Origin of the sequence: Candidatus Erwinia haradaeae (assembly GCF_900698985.1) — a bacterium.
Lineage (GTDB): Bacteria > Pseudomonadota > Gammaproteobacteria > Enterobacterales > Enterobacteriaceae > Erwinia_E > Erwinia_E haradaeae_B.
This window is the reverse complement of the sequence record NZ_LR217730.1, coordinates 221,364-241,202: the sequence shown is the minus strand read 5'-3', so window position 1 is coordinate 241,202 and position 19,839 is coordinate 221,364. Positions and strand designations below refer to the sequence as shown.

The 19,839-nt window shown below is 26.7% G+C and carries 10 protein-coding genes; 9 read left to right on the top strand and 1 reads right to left on the bottom strand.

Going from position 1 to position 19,839, the window contains the following annotated elements; translation table 11 throughout:
- The first annotated feature begins 98 nt into the window (after positions 1-98).
- From thiI to nlpD, 9 genes are all read left to right on the top strand, one after another.
- The gene (gene thiI / locus ERCIPSPA2889_RS00720; RefSeq protein WP_157988972.1) at positions 99-407 is read left to right on the top strand and encodes a thiazole biosynthesis protein; all 309 of its coding nucleotides are present in this window, start codon (positions 99-101) and stop codon (positions 405-407) included.
- Positions 408-3,885: 3,478 nt separating this feature from the next.
- The gene (gene rplM, locus ERCIPSPA2889_RS00715; protein WP_157988971.1) at positions 3,886-4,314 is read left to right on the top strand and encodes a 50S ribosomal protein L13; all 429 of its coding nucleotides are present in this window, start codon (positions 3,886-3,888) and stop codon (positions 4,312-4,314) included.
- Positions 4,315-4,329: 15 nt separating this feature from the next.
- Positions 4,330-4,722, top strand: coding sequence for a 30S ribosomal protein S9 (rpsI, locus tag ERCIPSPA2889_RS00710; protein ID WP_157988970.1), 393 nt, complete (start codon positions 4,330-4,332; stop codon positions 4,720-4,722).
- 936 nt (positions 4,723-5,658) lie between these two features.
- Positions 5,659-6,171 (top strand): ClpXP protease specificity-enhancing factor, encoded by a 513-nt coding sequence (locus tag ERCIPSPA2889_RS00705; protein WP_157988969.1) that lies wholly within the window; start codon positions 5,659-5,661, stop codon positions 6,169-6,171.
- 505 nt (positions 6,172-6,676) lie between these two features.
- Positions 6,677-7,603 carry a glycine--tRNA ligase subunit alpha gene (glyQ, locus tag ERCIPSPA2889_RS00700; protein ID WP_157988968.1) on the top strand — a complete coding sequence of 309 codons (927 nt, stop codon included), beginning with the start codon at positions 6,677-6,679 and terminating at the stop codon, positions 7,601-7,603.
- Positions 7,596-9,665 (top strand): glycine--tRNA ligase subunit beta, encoded by a 2,070-nt coding sequence (gene glyS / locus ERCIPSPA2889_RS00695; RefSeq protein ID WP_157988967.1) that lies wholly within the window; start codon positions 7,596-7,598, stop codon positions 9,663-9,665. Before glyQ ends, glyS begins: the two co-directional genes overlap by 8 nt.
- 1,267 nt (positions 9,666-10,932) lie before the next feature.
- Complete coding sequence (gene zapB / locus ERCIPSPA2889_RS00690; protein ID WP_157988966.1) at positions 10,933-11,190, top strand: cell division protein ZapB; 258 nt, start codon at positions 10,933-10,935, stop codon at positions 11,188-11,190.
- A gap of 2,271 nt (positions 11,191-13,461) precedes the next feature.
- A complete protein-coding gene (rsmD, locus tag ERCIPSPA2889_RS00685) occupies positions 13,462-14,040 on the top strand; it encodes a 16S rRNA (guanine(966)-N(2))-methyltransferase RsmD (RefSeq protein ID WP_157988965.1) in 579 nt (192 codons plus the stop codon).
- Positions 14,041-16,043: 2,003 nt separating this feature from the next.
- Positions 16,044-17,132 carry a murein hydrolase activator NlpD gene (gene nlpD / locus ERCIPSPA2889_RS00680; RefSeq protein ID WP_157988964.1) on the top strand — a complete coding sequence of 363 codons (1,089 nt, stop codon included), beginning with the start codon at positions 16,044-16,046 and terminating at the stop codon, positions 17,130-17,132.
- Between the two features lie 1,185 nt (positions 17,133-18,317).
- Here nlpD and dnaB read toward each other — a convergent pair.
- Complete coding sequence (gene dnaB, locus ERCIPSPA2889_RS00675) at positions 18,318-19,736, bottom strand: replicative DNA helicase (RefSeq protein ID WP_157988963.1); 1,419 nt, start codon at positions 19,734-19,736, stop codon at positions 18,318-18,320.
- Positions 19,737-19,839 lie beyond the last annotated feature (103 nt).

Sequence of the window (19,839 nt, the reverse complement as noted above, 5' to 3'; positions counted from 1 at the left end):
CTAAACTTAAAAACTATTACAATATCGTTATCAAAAAAATATGCAGATCTCGTTTTTATAGATCTTAAGAAAATTATAGGTCTCAATAGGAGAATTAGATGATATCTGCCTGTAAAACTATCATTCAGAGCGACCAGAATCTTAACCAAATAAATCAGGTTGTTAAATATGATCAGAAATATATTGTTTTAGATATTCGCTCACAAAATGAACAAGAAGACCGACCTTTAAAACTTTCTAATTTTCTAGTAAAAACTTTACCATTCTATTATCTAGATAGCCAATTTAGTGCCTTAGATCAAAAAAAATCTTATCTTCTATATTGCAATAATGGATTAATGAGTCGATTACAAGCGCTTTTTTTACGTGAAAAGGGATTTAACAATGTTGAAATTTATTTTCCATAAATAAATAGATGGGATATTAAAATATAAAATTACTAAATAAAAATTTCAAAAAAAAGATCTTTTTAATATCACCATATTAATGTGAGATTATTTTTCATAAAAAACCTATTTTAGTTAACTAATAAACAAGATATAGTCATCGTATAGATAGTATAGAGCCAAAAAAAGAAGAGCAATTATATCAATTCTATCACATCAGCTAGAAACACAGATTACTGTAAAATAATAAATAAATATTTTAGCGTATTAAAATTAGTGATAATTTTACTAGATAGGTTTGTGTTTTCTTTTGTCGTATAACATGCAGAACTTCTATGATATCTCTTAGATATAGATAGCAATATATTAGATTATTAAACGCCTAATAAAGATTTTCACACTTAATTATATGCTTCTCTGTAGGTTTTGTGCTTAAATGACTCAACATTTTTAAAATTCACTTGCTAATCGGATATCATCTGATTATTGTATTCATTTGTATTCTAATAGAACTTCTGATGACTAGCTTGACCTCTTCTGTTCCCTGAATCATTTAAATAAAATACTTAAATAAATATTTGTATTACACATGTTCAAAAAAAATAAATTTGACCTATTAAAGGTCTAACATCAAACTACCACAGAGGCATATTACTAGTACCAAATAAAAAAAATAATTTCATCTAGATCTCTTGCATATTATTATGCATTGATCTTATTCTTATTTTTTATTTATAATATTACTTAGAGCGATAATTCTTACAACTGCTTTTTTCTATTCTAGAAAAAATTATATCTAGCGCTTGCTCTCTAACATGGTATGCGCATTGTCATCAATAAATATATTATCCTACCTCGTTCATAATTGAATATTAAATAATTATCGACATCTATCGAACTGCTGATACAATTTTTATAGGTCTAAATATTAAATATAATAGTTTTTGTATCTTATAAACAAAAATAACGCCGAGGATAATGTATATATTAATCATAATACCATAATATTAATTATCACTAATAATCCTAGATTATTATTAATATAAATCGTTCTCATTAATCATCCGGTCTAATTAATAGTAAGCACTAAGTCTCTATAATCAATTCAATACTAATAGACCATAAATAAACATTAGACATGTTTTTATAGTATTAATAAGTGAAGCAGTAATCTATACTTTATTATAAAAAGTACTGACATAATAAAATCATACTTTATTATAAAATATCTATTGCTATATCTATTTACTATATAATTTTTGAAAAACGTATAGAGAAATCTAATATAAACAGATTTATATCCTAAAATAGATAATAAACCTATACAGATCTTTAGTATTCTTTTTTAATACAACCAATTTTAGAAACTTGATCAAAGAACCTATGTACGGAGCTAGTTTTGATTCATGTGAGTATAATTTTATAAACATAAAAGCATATTATATATGCACTAAAAACTCAAAGACTAGTAAATACATAAAATGCAGTGATTATTAGATGAAATATATTAAACACAATAGAATTCCACTTTTTTAATATTAAATTAGCTCTCTGCTCTTTTAAAAGAATGACCACAGATCTAAGTTCTAATGATAAAAATTTATAACTTACAAACTCACATTTAGTAAAATTTTTCTATATTTTTTTTGCGGGTTTAAAGAAAAAAATACTAATTATAGTAATAAGACACAAATCACTTATTCTAAAAATTAACTAAAGTATACAAATATAATATAATATATAAAAAGCAGTCATAAAACATATTTACCATCACACTAGTTAAAGTGATATCCTAATATTTTAAAAAATATTCCAATTATCTATTTTTAACTAAAATAGTATTTTAAGATACTAATTCATAAATTAATTAGATATTCATATTATATAATCAAAAAATTATTCAAATATTAAACAAAAAAAAATCATCATTATCTTCTACATATGAAATAGTAATTCTAAAACTAATGGTAAAAACACTTTATATCAACATCTACGATCCTTGAGCTTATTAACCTGTCAACCTTATAATAATCAATCATGTTTAGTATATTTTATTATCTATATTCAAAAAAAGAACCGAGAATTACAATAACTATAGTGATTATTTCGTGCTTATAAGGTTTATAGTTCTATGAAGATATAAATTATTATAGCTTGTGACGCAATACGTATAATAGAATACTCTATTGAAGATATAGCTCGCTAATAAATTCAAAAATTTTTAATAAAACCAATAAATAGAAAAATTTTTATCAACTGATAATGCGGGCAACATCAAATTTAATTACTAGTACCATATAAACAATAATATGTAATGTAATATATAAAAATCATGTCAGCTATATCAGCCAAACATCATAGATAGCTATAAGAATTATATTATATATTTTAGTAGTATATATTTTACTAAATGCTAAGATGCTAAGAAGAAAAATAGTGCTAAATTAATATATGTGCCATTATTAATATATACTTAACTAAAATAATACACGTCTTAATTACATGTAGCTCTATAATTATAATTTTACGTACCTTAAGTGCCTTATGCGTTATTGTAGAATAATCATTAAAAACCCCCTATAATAATTAATTAGCTTTAAAATAGTAATAAAGTATTATTAGTCTCTACCCAATATGTAAGACATGCCCGAATTTTTTTTAACTCTACCCATAAAGTTACTTAAGCAATCAAATATAAGATTTATTATAAATTTTTTTTAATAAAAACACACCATAATAAAATCTATGAATAAAAATATTACCTCATAATGATATATATATTCTAAAAAAAATTAGCAGAATACTATAAGCTTTACTCAGATTAATGAAACGCTTAAGATGCACTTAAAATTATTTAATACTAACACTACTGATAGTAAAATATTAAAAAATTACAGCATTAGTGATTATACCTAAAAAATGAAATATAATTATTTTGAACTAAATTATCATACGTGTACATGTTTAAAGATTATTTTATGTTAAACTATTATTTATAATGATTAATCTCTAAGTATATGATTCGCTTTATATGTTTCTTCTATAATATATTTCGTATATGAAATATTCACTTAATACTCTAAAGAAATATGTTGAATCATATAAGGTATAACAAAAAATAACACAAGGGATGAACGAATATGTACTTAAGTAACTACTCTCTCAGTATAGATTTTCACCTTACGAATAAAAATAACGCTATGCTTACTTAAGGTGTTATTTGCAAATATAAATAGACGAGAATTATCTATTAATTTAAATCTAATCAATTTCTTGCAAAAAACATTCGATTTTTATAAATTACTTCTTTATAATCTTATATATTAAGTATCATAATAAGTTTATTAAGCTTATAATGAAGATCTTCTATACTCAATGACCTATACGTCCAAGAGAGACAGAGGTGAAGTGATTAATATATATAGATTGATAAAATCTAAAATTTTTTATTAAATCTTAGATTTTATCAATATACAATTTAACATGGATACGTATTTAGATGAGAACTTTTACAGCTAAGGCAGAATCGGTCCAGCATAATTGGTATGTTGTTGATGCAGCATGTAAAACCTTAGGTCGCTTGGCAACAGGATTAGCTCTTCGATTGCGCGGAAAACATAAAGCGGAGTATACTCCACATGTGGATACAGGTGATTATATTATCGTCCTCAATGCCAAAAAAATAGCTATAACTGGCAATAAGCCTAATGATAAAATGTATTATCATTATACTGGACATATTGGTGGCATCAAAGCATTAACTTTTTCAGAGATGATTAATCGTTACCCCGAAAAAGTAATTGAAATCGCAGTCAAAGGTATGCTACCAAAAGGTCCATTAGGTCGTCAGATGTACAAAAAACTCAAAGTATATGCCGGTGATAGACATGAGCATGCGGCACAAAAACCACAAGTTCTTGACATATAATTAGGATGTTAGAAAATGGTTGAGAAGACAAACTATGGAACTGGTCGCCGAAAAAGCGCCTCTGCACGTGTCTTTCTTAAGACAGGTAGTGGTAGTATTACTATTAACCAGCGTTCTTTAAAAGAATACTTTAGTCGCAAAACTGCTTGCATGGTAGTTTGTCAGCCACTAGAATTATTAGATATGGTAAATACATTTGATTTATATATTACCGTGAAAGGCGGAGGTATCTCAGGACAAGCGGGCGCAATCCGTCACGGTATTACACGAGCTTTAATAAAATACAATGAATCATTACGCAGCGAATTACGTAAAGCAGGATTTGTAACGCGAGATGCTCGCCAGGTGGAACGTAAGAAAGTTGGTTTTCGTAAGGCTCGTCGTCGTCCGCAGTTCTCCAAGCGATAATTTATAAAACTACTACAACATCTTACCCAGTGCTAAACGCTGGGTTTTTGATAACATAAAATTTGACGGAATTATAATTGCATGTTTTGTTCTATAATTACATATTTTAGTGTAAATCATAAGATCTAACTTAATAATAGGTGTTTATTTTTGAATATATTGATATATATACATTAATATATTGATTATGCATGTTTAATAATATATAGATTTGGTAATCTGCTAATCTGCCAACTCAAGCAAAATAAAAAAATAAACAAAATCTAAAACTATTATCATTTTTTATCTAATCTCACAGTACACGTGCTAATTCCTATCACTTAAAATTCTTTTCTTTAAAGCTACCATTTTTACTTAACTTATTTTTAAGTCATGCAATACACATATATTAAAACTGGAATATATAAATATTGCTATATAAAAAATTAGATCACTTATCTACCAAAACTTCATGAATATTGAACCGAAGGACAGTATAAATATTCTTAATTCATGGAAAGTTGACACCACATCAGTCTCATATTAATATAATATATAGATGAGTATTATTTTCATCTATCATCTAATATCAAACTACCTACTACTTTTATTATGTATTATGATTTTTTATACTAAAGACTAGTGGAAGCTGATATGTCAGATAAACAAAACCACAATAAATCGTTAAAACAAACGCTTTAAGATAAAAAACGTACAAAGAGTTATAGACGTTCTTAGAATTACTTTTGTAAATAAAAACTATTTTTTGAGTAAAAAATGCACTTAGTATATTTTTATTCAGTTCCCTTACTCTGGAGTCTACTCCAATAAAAACTTATCTGACAGAATTTATTAAAAACTAAAACTATATAACTAACATGTCGTAATATTATTCTTTTTTGATACTCTAATAAAATAAAACTTTAAAATAATAATAAAAATATGGAGCTGCATACAATGACAGATTCTCAATTTACTTCTTGTCGTCCTTATCTAATACGTGCATTTTATGAATGGTTAATTGATAATCACCTCACGCCACATTTAGTGATTAATATACATGTACCTAATGTCTTAGTTCCTGTAGAAAATTCATGGAATGGTCAAATTATTCTCAATATTTCACCAAATGCAGTAAATAATCTCGAATTGCGTAATGATAAAATCCTTTTTACGACCTGTTTTAGTGGTATTTTAAAGGAAATCTCAATACCTCCGATATCTGTAATAGCGATTTATGCTCGCGAAAATGGCGAGGGGATGATATTTGAGCAAGGCATAGAGGACACGATAGACAGATCCCCTGCTCTAGATAACTACACAACGCCAATTAAAAACAGTACGATGCTATCTATAATTAAGAATGATGACAAAAATCAATATAACACACTAAATAAAATCCCGGATCAAGATAATAAAAAAAAATCTACAGAAGATAAGAATTATTTAGGCTTACACCTTGTTCAATAAGATATTTTTCTACTATTTAATATAAAAGTTGACAGTGAAATGTACGTCTTTATATAATTTATTTTTATATTCATGTTATTATTATTTTAATGCATGAAGATATGAAATAAATACGTATACATGCACATTATGAAGAGTTAATCACAATTAATTACAAAAATAATAATTAATGTGTAACATATATAGATTATTACTGCACCTACTACTAAAATAATTAGATATTCTATAAAAATCCAAAAATTAACTAAGATTATCTTTAGTAAATAAAATAACAATTATACATACATCTCTGTCTTATATTAGAAATAATATATTTCATATTAACAAAGTAGATTTAATGCATTTTATCTATATGATGTGTTATCATTTAACACTTATAATTATTTTAGATTATACTTTTTATGACAGCATACAATATACACTAATATTATAAAATAAAAGTTACTAAACAAGCCGACGTAACTTACAAACCATAGCTTGTACCTGATAATATCAATAGAGTGATATGACAGAATTTGATTCTAAAACCTTTCAGGGGTTAATTTTTAATTTACAGACTTACTGGTCAAAAAAGGGTTGTAGTATTATACAACCCTTGGATCTAGAAGTTGGTGCCGGGACATCTCACCCGATGACTTGTTTATGTGCTATTGGTCCAGAACCAATTTCTATAGCTTATGTCCAACCATCACGGCGACCCAGTGATGGTCGTTATGGTAACAACCCTAATCGTTTACAACATTATTATCAATTTCAAGTCCTTATCAAACCATCCCCACCTAATATACAAATGCTTTATTTAGAATCTTTGAAAGCATTAGATATAGACTTAAAGATGCACGATATTCGATTCGTCGAAGATAACTGGGAAAATCCAACTCTAGGTGCATGGGGCCTAGGCTGGGAAGTATGGCTTAATGGTATGGAAATAACACAATTCACTTACTTTCAACAAATTTGTGGATTAGAGTGTAAACCAGTTAGCGGAGAGATCACTTACGGCTTAGAGCGACTAGCTATGCACCTGCAGGATGCAGATAGCATTTATAATTTAGTCTGGAATAAAGGCCCAAAAAAAACAATCACTTATGGTGATATATTTCACCAAAATGAAGTAGAGCAATCCATATATAACTTTGAACACGCTGACATAAAATTTCTTATGACTTGCTTACAGCAGCATGAAGAAGAAGTTAAATATCTTTTAACGCTTGACCAACCTCTGCCAATCCCAGCATATGAGCGTATTTTAAAAGCAGTACACAGTTTTAATCTATTGGATGCACGTAAAGCCATGTCGACTACTGAGCGTCAAAGTTGTATGTTACGCATTCGGGCGCTCACTAAAAATATAGCCCAGGCCTATCTAAACTCTAGAGAGATACTGGGATTTCCACGCTGTCAAACACATCCATGCGATACAAATGACTAAAGAAAATTTTCTAGTAGAAATTGGCACGGAGGAATTGCCTCCAAAAATATTACGTTACTTAGCTGAAACGTTTGCAAAAAATGTTATTTCTGAATTAAAAGCTGCGTCTTTGACTTATCAAGAAATACGCTGGTTTGCAACGCCTCGGCGTCTAGCTTTATTTGTTCACGAACTCTCCCTAATGCAACCTGATCGAAAAATAATCAAATACGGACCAACAATAAAAACAGCTTTTAATAAAAACGGAACCCCCACGCAAGCTGCTGTAAGCTGGGCTCATAGTTGTGACATTGATATTGAGCACGCTAATTACGTGGAAACTAAAAAAGGTCAGCGGCTTATGTTTTGCACTAAACAGAGCGGACAAAAGACTGCATACCTACTGCCAGAAATTATTTCTACATCTATTAAAAAACTCACAAATCTTAAGCACATGCGATGGGGGCAATCTAATTTTTATTTTATACGCCCCGTGCATACTGTAATGCTTATCTTGGGCGATACATTAATCCCTATTAATATTTTTGGTATTTCCTCTTCCCGTATTATTCAAGGTCATCGCTTTATGGGGCAATCGAGCCTTACTATTGATCATGCTGATCATTATCTTCAAGTTCTATTAAAAAAAGGAAAAGTCCAAGTAGATTATTTCTTGCGTAAAAAAATAATTACTACTAACGCCACTGATACAGCAGCGCGCATTGGTGGCTTGGTTGACCTACAAGAAAAACTACTAGAAGAAGTCACCGCTTTAGTAGAATGGCCAGTGATTTTAATGGCTAAATTTGATAAAAAATTTCTTACAATACCCACTGAAGCATTAGTACATACTATGGTGGATCATCAAAAATATTTTCCAATTTATAATCAAAAAGGAGCATTATTGCCTTATTTTATCTTTGTGAGTAACATTGAGTCCAGCGATCCCCAGAAGATTATATCAGGTAATGAAAAAGTCATCCAAGCTCGATTAGAAGACGCTGCCTTTTTTTTTCACAAAGACTGCCAGCATCTTCTAGATGATTATCTTCCACGTCTCCAAAACGTATTATTTCAGAAAAGTCTAGGTAACCTACTTGATAAAACTTATCGTATTAAGAAATTATCGGAATGGGTGGCAGAAAAAATAAATAGTAATGTTCAGAACGCAAAACGCGCTGGATTGCTCTCTAAATGTGATCTAATGACCCACATGGTACGTGAGCTTACAGAAACCCAAGGAATTATGGGTATGCACTATGCTCGGCGTCAAGGTGAATCAGAAGAAGTCGCTATTGCTCTAATGGAACAATATAAACCACGTTTTTCCGGTGACTCTATTCCTTCTAACCCTACATCCTATGCGCTAGCAATAGCTGATAAAATAGATACAATAGTAGGAATATTTGGAATTTCTCAACACCCTACAGGGGACAAAGATCCGTTTGCGTTACGTCGTTCTGCACTTGGCATCTTACGTATTATTCTTGAAAAAAAACTACCTATAGATTTACAGTCTCTAACTGAAGAATCTATAAAACTATATGATAAAAAACTGTCAAATACTAATGTGGTAGAAGATATAATAAATTTTTTCTTTGGTCGTTTAAGTTCCTGGTATCAAGAAATAGGTTATAAAACCGACGCCATTAAAGCAGTTCTTGTATGTCGCCCTACTAAACCAATAAATTTTCATACACGCATAGAAGCTGTAACATACTTCTGTGCTATGAAGCATTCTACGAGACTATCGGCAGCTCACAAACGTATTTCTAGTATTCTCAATCAATCTGAAAAAATGTTGAATCATAACGTACATTATTCTCTATTATATGAAAAAGAAGAAATTCAGTTAGCAACTCGTATTAAAACTATCAAAACTAGTCTAGACTTATTCTTACTTGAAGAGCGCTATCAGGATGCATTGATTGCTCTAACGCCACTTCATAAAGACATTGAAGAATTTTTTTCTAAGGTTCTTGTGAATACAAAAATAAAAGAATTACGTATTAACCGCCTGACTTTATTAAATCAGTTAAAAAATTTATTTTTACAGATCGCTGATCTCTCTTTATTAGAGTAAGCTAAAATTTAGTATTATCGTAACATTTATTTAATTTAATATTGTTTTTACAAGAGCGCTCTAATAATTACATATTATCTCTTCTAAAAGAAGAGATCTCTTAATAATCTGGTTATAAATAAAGAAAGAAAAAATTATCTATCTGAGAATATTGTAGTATAATATTCTTTATGATGTTATCGTAGACTCTAATTAAAATTTTTATAATGATTAATCAGAAATAATAATTAATATTATTACACCTAAAAGTTGTGCGCAATCTATCTTTAAACTATTTATGTATATGTAATATTTTATGGCATGCAATCTATCTATAACTAAGTTATAGATAATAAATGTATAAATATTGCACCATTTTTTATATAAGCTTAATTACATCTTAAACAATCATTCTAGAATTTTTTAGTATCATATTTTCATTCAAAAAAACTACTTGATATGCCATCTTTATTCAAACTAATATAAACATATATAAGTTGATTATTGAAAAAAATATCTCAAAATATTACTATTTTCTTAAAAATCTTAAATACTATTCTATAATTCAGTGTATCCTTAAAGCGTTTTTACGCTCTATATATTATAAATAGAAAATACTATACATAATAATCACCATAACAATAAGAAATACATAAAGAGTACTCTATATTTATATATAAAACTATAATATGATTATAATGCTATATATTACATATTTACCTATAGGAACATTCATATTTTATGAAATCCTTACAAAGGAATTGATTCTACAGTAATAGAATTTTTAATTAATATTTTTATATACATGATATTTTCTGGTATATTTATATAAATTAAGTATATTTTTAGATTATTTTCTAAATTTCTTATTTAAATGATTTTATAGACATTAGAGAAAAACATAAGTATAATATTAATTTTTTATATATGATTATTTTTTACTGCTAATGAATTATCAATAGTAAATGTTACTATAATAGATGTGAGGAATTATTATTATATTAAATTGATTATTTATAAACAATTAAAATTGCTCATACTAATAGACATATAAGATGCACTTCATAAATGATATGTTCTATAGAAATGATATGAAAAATCTCTAAAAATTACACTTTAATATCATTTAACATCAAGAACTACGTATATGATAATATTTGATGTGATCGAACAATGGATTGTATGATAATACATCTTACTATAAAACAATCAACGTCATCCTAATTAATATTAGACATATAGTAAAATTTACAACATCCGTTTCCTATAATTAAAAAAGGTTAGTAAAATGTTAGTGCCAATTTTTGAAGAATTAGAAACTAAAGTACATCAAGCTATCGATACAATAGCATTATTACAAATGGAAATTGAAGAATTAAAAGAAAAAAATGATACCCTAGGCCATAAAATACAAGAACTCTCCAAAAATAATGAAACATTAGAATATAAAAATCAGAAACTAACAGCTGATCAACAAATTTGGCAGGAGCGTCTTAATAAGCTACTTGAAAAAATACAAAAATTTGATCTTACTTGCCTTAAATAATCATAATTAAAAAAAATTGCAACTAGAGTCGAAAAACTTTCCATGTACTGATCATATATTGCAAAAGTGCCATTTTCATGATATTTTTCTATTATTTAGAATCAAAAATTAACAATACATCTTAAAAGCTATATCAAAACATAATGAATTACTAGATATAAATATGAACGTAATGTGAATAATTACATAAAATTAGCAAACTAATATAAGCGCCATGTTTCTTTTATAAAAATTTGCCAGATTCTTCTCCTGTATTTTATCTATAAATATAAAACCTTAGATCTTTTTTTTATTTTTACCGTTTGTATTACTGTCATCTAACATAGTTATGTTAATCATATTGATCTCAACTAATATTATTAGGTATGTTAAATATAAAAAATTATATAATTTTTTATATTTTTAAAAACTATATAGATCTATATTCGAACTCTTATATATCATAAAAAAATTCTAATAACCTCGATTAAATACTGATTAACACTATTAATAAAAATTAGCTTTTAATTAATATTTACTATAACCCTTGACACTGAAAACTATTTTTAAATAATCCAATGCAAATGTTATTAATAAATAATTACATTACAAAAAAGTTCACTGTATATTTTAGGCTGAGATATCACTAATGTATGTATATTTTTTCTTTATATCATAAATATGAATGCTTATATATCTTGTCTATCATTGTTAATTTATACTTATTAAAAAAATATCTTTAAAACTTTTAATAATTTTTTTGATTAGGAAACAACACACCAAAACAATAAACATAAATATAAATATAAAAAATTTTATATAGAATATAAAAGTAGATCACAAAAAAGAATAATCTTAATTGATAAAATTATCATATGAAAACTTATAATATTATCAATACAAACATGAAATCATACTGCTTCTCTATTAGAGAAGACACTATTACCTTATTATAAAGCTAATATTTATATTTGAAACATATCGATGATCTTCTTAATTTAATAGCTTTAGTCTTAACTTTAAAAAAGTATCAAATCTATTTTAAAAAAAGATATTAACAAATTATAAATTTAATTTTTTAAAACAATTGATTATCTTTAGCAAACTCTCCTTCTAATCTATTAAAGACCTAAATAAGGCAGTAACAAATTTTAAAAAAGAATTATATGCGAAAATTATTTTTTAAAAACTTCTAATTGTATATATGAAATTATAATATTATAAATTTATCATCTTTACATAATAAAAAATATTTTCTTGATACTATAAAATTTAGAAATCAATATCACCAAGTAGAGCATAATAATTTTTATTATCAAGTACATATAAACATTAATTGTTTTTATAATATATAAATAACAGATCATAAAATATTTAAATACTACAAATCTCATAAATAATCCAGGATAGTTACTTATATCTACTATTACAAATCATAAATATATTGACCGCGATCAAACTTAATTATAGATATTCCTAATTATCAAGAATTTATTAATTCAAGCCCTATATATCGATGCATATATAATACCCTAATATAATAGAGCTTTAGATAATTCAATAACATTTTTCTAAGTGAGATAAAATCTTTTTTAAGAATGCTATGTCTTTTTACTTTAGACTCTTAAACAATCTATATTTTTATAAGTTATATTAAAACACTAGATTCAGCAACAATAATCCAATTACTTTGACAATTCTCTAATTATTATAAATAATAACCACCCTCTTTCATATTTTATATATATAAAATTATTATTTATATAATATATCACCTAGAAATAACCTAAATAAACTTTACTGATTTAATATTAATAAATAATATAATATCTAAAATTCTATCTACAGCAATAAATCTGATAGATATCATTATCATACAGCTCTTTTTATTTATTTTGTTTCCAATAAATACTCTTTTAAAGATCTCTTGCTATTTTTTTCCATAAATTATATAATTTTTTTTGGTTTTATTTTTAATATCATTCTATTTATCATTATAATGATATTAATATATATAAATTAGAAAAATCGAATGAATTAATATTTTTTCTTAAAAAACTCATTTATCAGAAGATATATAATATTAAGAATATCCTGATAGCGCTTAAAAATTAAGATAACTAAGCATACTATCGTCTATTTAAGATATGAAGTTATCTGCATAACTTTGAAAAAATTTTATTTACTTAAGTATACATTTTAGTTATTTCACCTATACGTATGCTCAGCCTATATTGATACTTTATTTAATATGCCTTGCTAAATTAAGACACATACTACATAGTAGTAACAATGTACAAAAAAAAATCTTCAAAAATTAGACGAATACGTATTATTTCTGGCCAATGGCGTGGACATTATATATCAGTTCCTGATAATGCAACATTACGTCCTACAACTAATCGAACCCGAGAAACACTGTTTAATTGGATTGCAGAAACTGTTATAAAATCTACATGTCTTGATTGTTTTTCTGGTAGTGGCGCTCTAGGACTTGAAGCGTTATCTCGCTACGCTTCTAGCGTAACTTTTCTAGAAATACAAAGATCTGTTAAAGAACATTTGAAACGTACTCTTTTTACACTAAAAGCACAAAATGGAACTATCATTCATACAAACACATTAAAATTTCTCTCTCAAGAAGGTAATAGTTATAATCTTGTCTTTGTTGATCCACCTTTTCGCACAGGGCTCGTGGAAAAAACTCTTGTATTATTAGAAGAACATGCTTGGCTAAAAGATAACTCTTTAATTTATGTAGAAAGCGAAGTAGAACATGGACGACCAGTAACTCCAAATAATTGGCATCTAGATCGTGAAATTCTGTCTGGTCAAGTCGCTTCTCGCTTGTATTATCGCTTAAATAAATAAAAAATATTTTTTAGATTCTATAATCCACATAACTACCTAATCTTACATAAGATATAAGATGGCTAACTGCATAAATAGTATATTTTTAGCTATTTTAGAACATTTTTTAACATCTAATTCTATAATTTTATATTGAAATCTTATAAAAATCTACAAAATAACATTACCAAATGATTTTTGAAAAATCAGGTATAATACTAAATAATGCATCTCTCCTTACGATATGAAAATTAAGAAATAATACTTTATCATTCTTCTGTTTGTTCTAAATACTACTTATTAAATATAAAGAAACATGTTAACAATAAAACATGAGCGATTCTCAAAGAATAGCAACATCTTTAGATACCTCTCTAACTTACCTAGAAAACCTATTTCTATCTCATCTTACAATATATATAATCTGATACTCATATAATTTTCGATAATCTTGTTACATATAAAGCTGAGTAAATATGCAATATAATTGCATATTTACTTATAAAATCTTATAAAAAGTATCAACTATATTTAGAATGTATAAAAAATCTACTATAAATAATGATGTTTTTATATACAAAACAAGGATAACCTTAAAGATTACTTTAATACTATATCGAATGTTGCTTATTTTTTATATTCTAGATATATATTGTGCTTGCTAAATAAAAAAACACGAATCAATTTATCTTTTATCAATGTTAAATGTAAATAATAATATGTTTATTAAATTTTGAATATTTTCGCATATCTCTCACTACTTGATCACAGAAAATACCTCAATATTAACATCATAAGAAATCTTATATTATATATAAAATATATATTTATTATAAATATATACAAAACTTATTTTTATATATAAATAAACGCAATTATTGTGAATAGATCACATAAAAATTCATAGAATAATAATACACGTTAATATAAGAAACATTACCTAATAATACTCTGTATGAATTATGAATTATTAAAAGATATTATCACTATCTTTATAGTATATAATACTACATTATTAATGATTCTATTCTATATGTATTATAAGTAAAATGACATAATACATAAAATATTGCTATTCTCAACTTTTAAATACACTACTATCTATAGCAGTCATTACTTATCTAACTTAATCAACCAACCCACCCTAAGGCTGAAGATGTATATCTTAATATAAATTATTAATCATGATTAATATAAAACATATCAATTCCAGTAAGACCTTTAATAATACTGTTGTGAGCAGTATAATTTTCGATACTTAATCTAATAATCACATTGTGAACAGTTTTTAAAAAATTTTTATAACAATACATAACAAGTCTACGACAGATAGAATAAAATATTTATTAGCATAGTTAGTTAAATCACTTAATTATTTTTCAATAGAAATTACTTAAAAATACCTAACAGCCATAACAAAAACCTGTATTTAATGCGTTTATAAAAAATATTATACTTTAATATATAAAAAATTACCTACACAACAATTATAAAATTATTTAATATAATATTAAAATATATACTACTAATAATTATTTGTGCTATAGAGCTATATTCTAACAGAAACGCTACTCTCTATTAATTTTTAAGTATTCTTTTAAAAAACTATATATATACTTGAATAAAAAAAACTACCATGAAATATTAGGCGATCTATTTAATCTTTTACAATTCAGCATGTAAATGCAGATAAATAAATTTATAAAATATAGTAAAATAATAAACGTTACAAGAAAATTACAACATAAACATTATAAATAAAGATCATTGAAATATTTCATATAGATAATTTGTATTATGAGGTATATCCCAATTACATTGCTACCTGTTAGATCTTCTATTATTGCCATAATATGTAAGCTTGTGCCATGCTAATAAGTACATGATCCTAATCACACAACATAAAAGATATATACTAAAATATAACAAAATGAAATAAAAACCCTATAACATTAATGCTATTTAAATGATCAGTTGATGAGCCTATTTAAAAACTATAATCAGGACTGAATGAAAGAGGAATATTGGTTTTGAAGCTACGTTGCATCGCGACTCTCGCACTAGGAGTTTTTTCTATTATATCTTGCTCTAATAATAACTACACAAAAGCACCTGTGAGCATAATAAATAATCACATTTCAAAAAAAATAATATCAAATTCACATTATATTAGAAAGATAAAAAATATATATATGGATTACACGATCCATGTTAAGCCCATTGATCCATCATCTCCAGAAGAAAATATTCAAGCACAACATAAAATCAAACACTTGATTACACAGAATAACTCTATATTTCACCTACATTCTTATGATAACTCTTCTAAAAATAGCTATAAACGCAAAACATATATAGTTCAAAAAGGGGATACACTCTTTTACATTGCTTGGATTTCTGACAATCCAATCGATAATCTCATAAAACTCAACCATATTACTAAACCATATCTTCTTACAGTAGGTCAAAAACTAAAAGTTTCTCAGTCAACTCTTTCATTGTTTACTATGCAAAATATAACAGGGGTTCATGGTAAAATAAATAATAACTCTTCTAATGATCTGATTGTTAATAATAAAATACACACTGCACAATCTATCCACAAAATAAGTAAAACACATTCTAGCATATTTTACTCAATACATAATAATGATCAATTTCCAGCGGATGTTGAAACAATAAAGATAAAAAAACTTATCAGTAAAAATAAAATTGATCATATTTTTAATAGAAGCAATCCCATACAAAATTGGTGCTGGCCCAGTAATGGCAAAATTATTAATTATTTTTCTAATTCTGAAAGAGGAAATAAAGGAATTGATATTGAGGGTAATTATGGCCATTCTATAGTAGCTGCAGCACAGGGAAGAGTGGTTTATACTGGAAATGCATTACGTGGTTATGGTAATTTAATTATTATTAAGCATAAAAATAATTATCTAAGCGCTTATGCGCATAATGCAAACATCCTTGTAAAGGAAAATCAAGAAGTTCAATTAGGTCAAAAAATTTCTACAATGGGAAAAAGTGGAACAATCTCCGTTAGATTACATTTTGAAATTCGCTATAAAGGAAAATCTATTAATCCATTACTTTATTTACCAAAATCATAATATATTAAAATCTAATAGAAATACATACGTATAATAAATATAAACTAATGTTTCCACATTAAATTTTGTAATTAAAATACATCTTACCATATTACGCATAAGGTTACAATCTAAAGTAATGAGAAGAGTTATAGGTATAACACATATTAAGCACCGCAGTGTTCTGCTATATTCAATAAATTATTATATATTTTTAAAAATAATCCATATAATTAAAAAATGCTTCATAACCTAGTAAATTGAATTTACAAAGATATAATAATGTACTATTATAATTTTTTAAGACATTCGTATCTATATAAAATTACTAGACATAAAAACTATATATATTGCCAAATGCCTGTATCTTAACACCTCATTTATTATAAAAATAAATTTTAAATCTTTAGTTTTATAATTATTTTTTTCCACTAATGTTGAATATTACACTTATATATTTAGATAATCTTAAAGACTTTATGATCAATATCAATGCGTTTATATTAGCATACATAAAATATCTGTACAAATAACTACTTTTAGTTATTTTTTTATGAAAAAATATATATAAAACCGTAAAAATTTAATTAAATCCTTTTAATATAAGTAGTTATTTTTTTATAGGAATGTTTTATAAAAAGATAATATAAATAAATCATCATCACTGATTTAGAAATATACCTGTATATCTTATAGATATTATACACAATGTCATAACTTATGTTATGTAATACAAACAAATCTAACTATATACTTAATAAAAAATATACACTTTACATAACAAGAATCATTTAATTAAATTAATATTTTTTTAGAAAACAATTCCTATTATAACAAATAAAACACTTTATTAAAAATAATATATGTTATATATGACTATTATATCATTATAATATAGAAGATATTTATACATAATATAAAATATAAAGTGTCAACACGTAATCCTACCATCTTACTTAAATGCATGCACTTCAATATAACTTAAATCGCATAATATTTTCATTATAAAAGTAAAAGTAGAAAACCCGTATTATATAATATATAAAGTTAGACATACTAATGAACTATCTATACATGTATATTTTTGATTATAAAATTCTAATATCCAATCCTACCAAATAATATAAAAATATTTTTATGTAATATATTTCCATCATGATGCACAATGAATGAAACAATCACAATATATAATAACTAAAATAAAATTTATGTATCGTCATATGTCTGCGGCCAAGCGTAATTATCAAAACGCGACCACTGACCATTAAAGGTTAATCTGATAGTACCAATTGGACCATTACGCTGTTTACCAAAAATAATTTCTGCAACACCTTTAAGAGCGCTCTGCTCATGATAGACTTCATCTCGATAGATAAACATAATCACATCAGCATCTTGCTCAATAGCACCAGACTCACGTAAATCAGAATTAATTGGTCTTTTATCAGCCCGCTGCTCTAAAGAGCGATTAAGCTGAGAAAGTGCTATCACAGGTACTTTAAGCTCTTTCGCTAACGCTTTAAGTGAGCGAGAAATCTCGGCAATTTCTAAAGTACGATTATCGGATAGAGAAGGGACACGCATCAATTGTAAATAGTCGATCATTATTAAGTTCAGCCCACCATGCTCTCGAAATATGCGACGCGCACGTGAACGCACTTCTGTAGGGGTTAAACCAGAAGAATCATCAATAAACATATTTTTTTTCTTTAAAAGAATCCCCATTGTACTGGAAATTCGCGCCCAATCATCATCATCGAGCTGTCCAGTACGAATACGAGCCTGATCAACACGTGATAAAGATGCCAGCATTCTTATCATAATTTGCTCACCGGGCATCTCAAGACTAAAAATTAATACTGGTTTATCCTGTAACATAGCTACATTTTCACATAGGTTCATTGCAAAAGTAGTCTTTCCCATTGAAGGACGGGCAGCTATGATAATAAGATCAGATCGCTGAAAACCTGCAGTTTTTTTATTAAGGTCCTGGTATCCAGTATCTACTCCAGTGATACCATCATTCGGATTCTGATATAAAGATTCAATACGCGCCATGGTGCCTTCGAGAATTTGATCAATACCTCTAGGTCCTGAATCCTGATTTGCCCGATGTTCTGCAATTTGAAATATACGTGATTCAGCAAGATCAAGAAGATCTTCACTGCTACGACCCTGTGGATTATATCCAGAATCAGCAATCTCCTGTGCCGCAGCAATCATCTCTCGCACCACTGCACGTTCATGCACTATATCTGCATACGCGTTAATATTAGCCGTACTGGGTGTATTTTTTGATAATTCTGCTAAATAGGCAAAGCCACCCACTATATTTAATTTTCCCTGTGTCTCCATCAATTCAGAAAGAGTAATTAAATCAATTGGTTTTTCTTGATTTAATAAATCTTGCATTGCTAAAAAGATCATCCGATGAGGTCGGCTAAAAAAATCTTTAACAAACACACGGTCTGCAATATGTTCCCAGCGATTATTATCTAGCATTAAGCCACCTAGTACTGATTGTTCTGCTTCTATAGAACGCGGAGGCAACTTTAATCCTTCTATCTGATGATCATATCGTTCATAGTTTATATAGGATTTATTGGTAGTTTTTTTATCTTTCATAGGTATCTAATACCAGAAATCGCATAATGAAATAAAAAATGTAATTATTAACTAAGTACTACTTAAACTATTCATCCCCTATCTTACTGCATAGCTACACCTT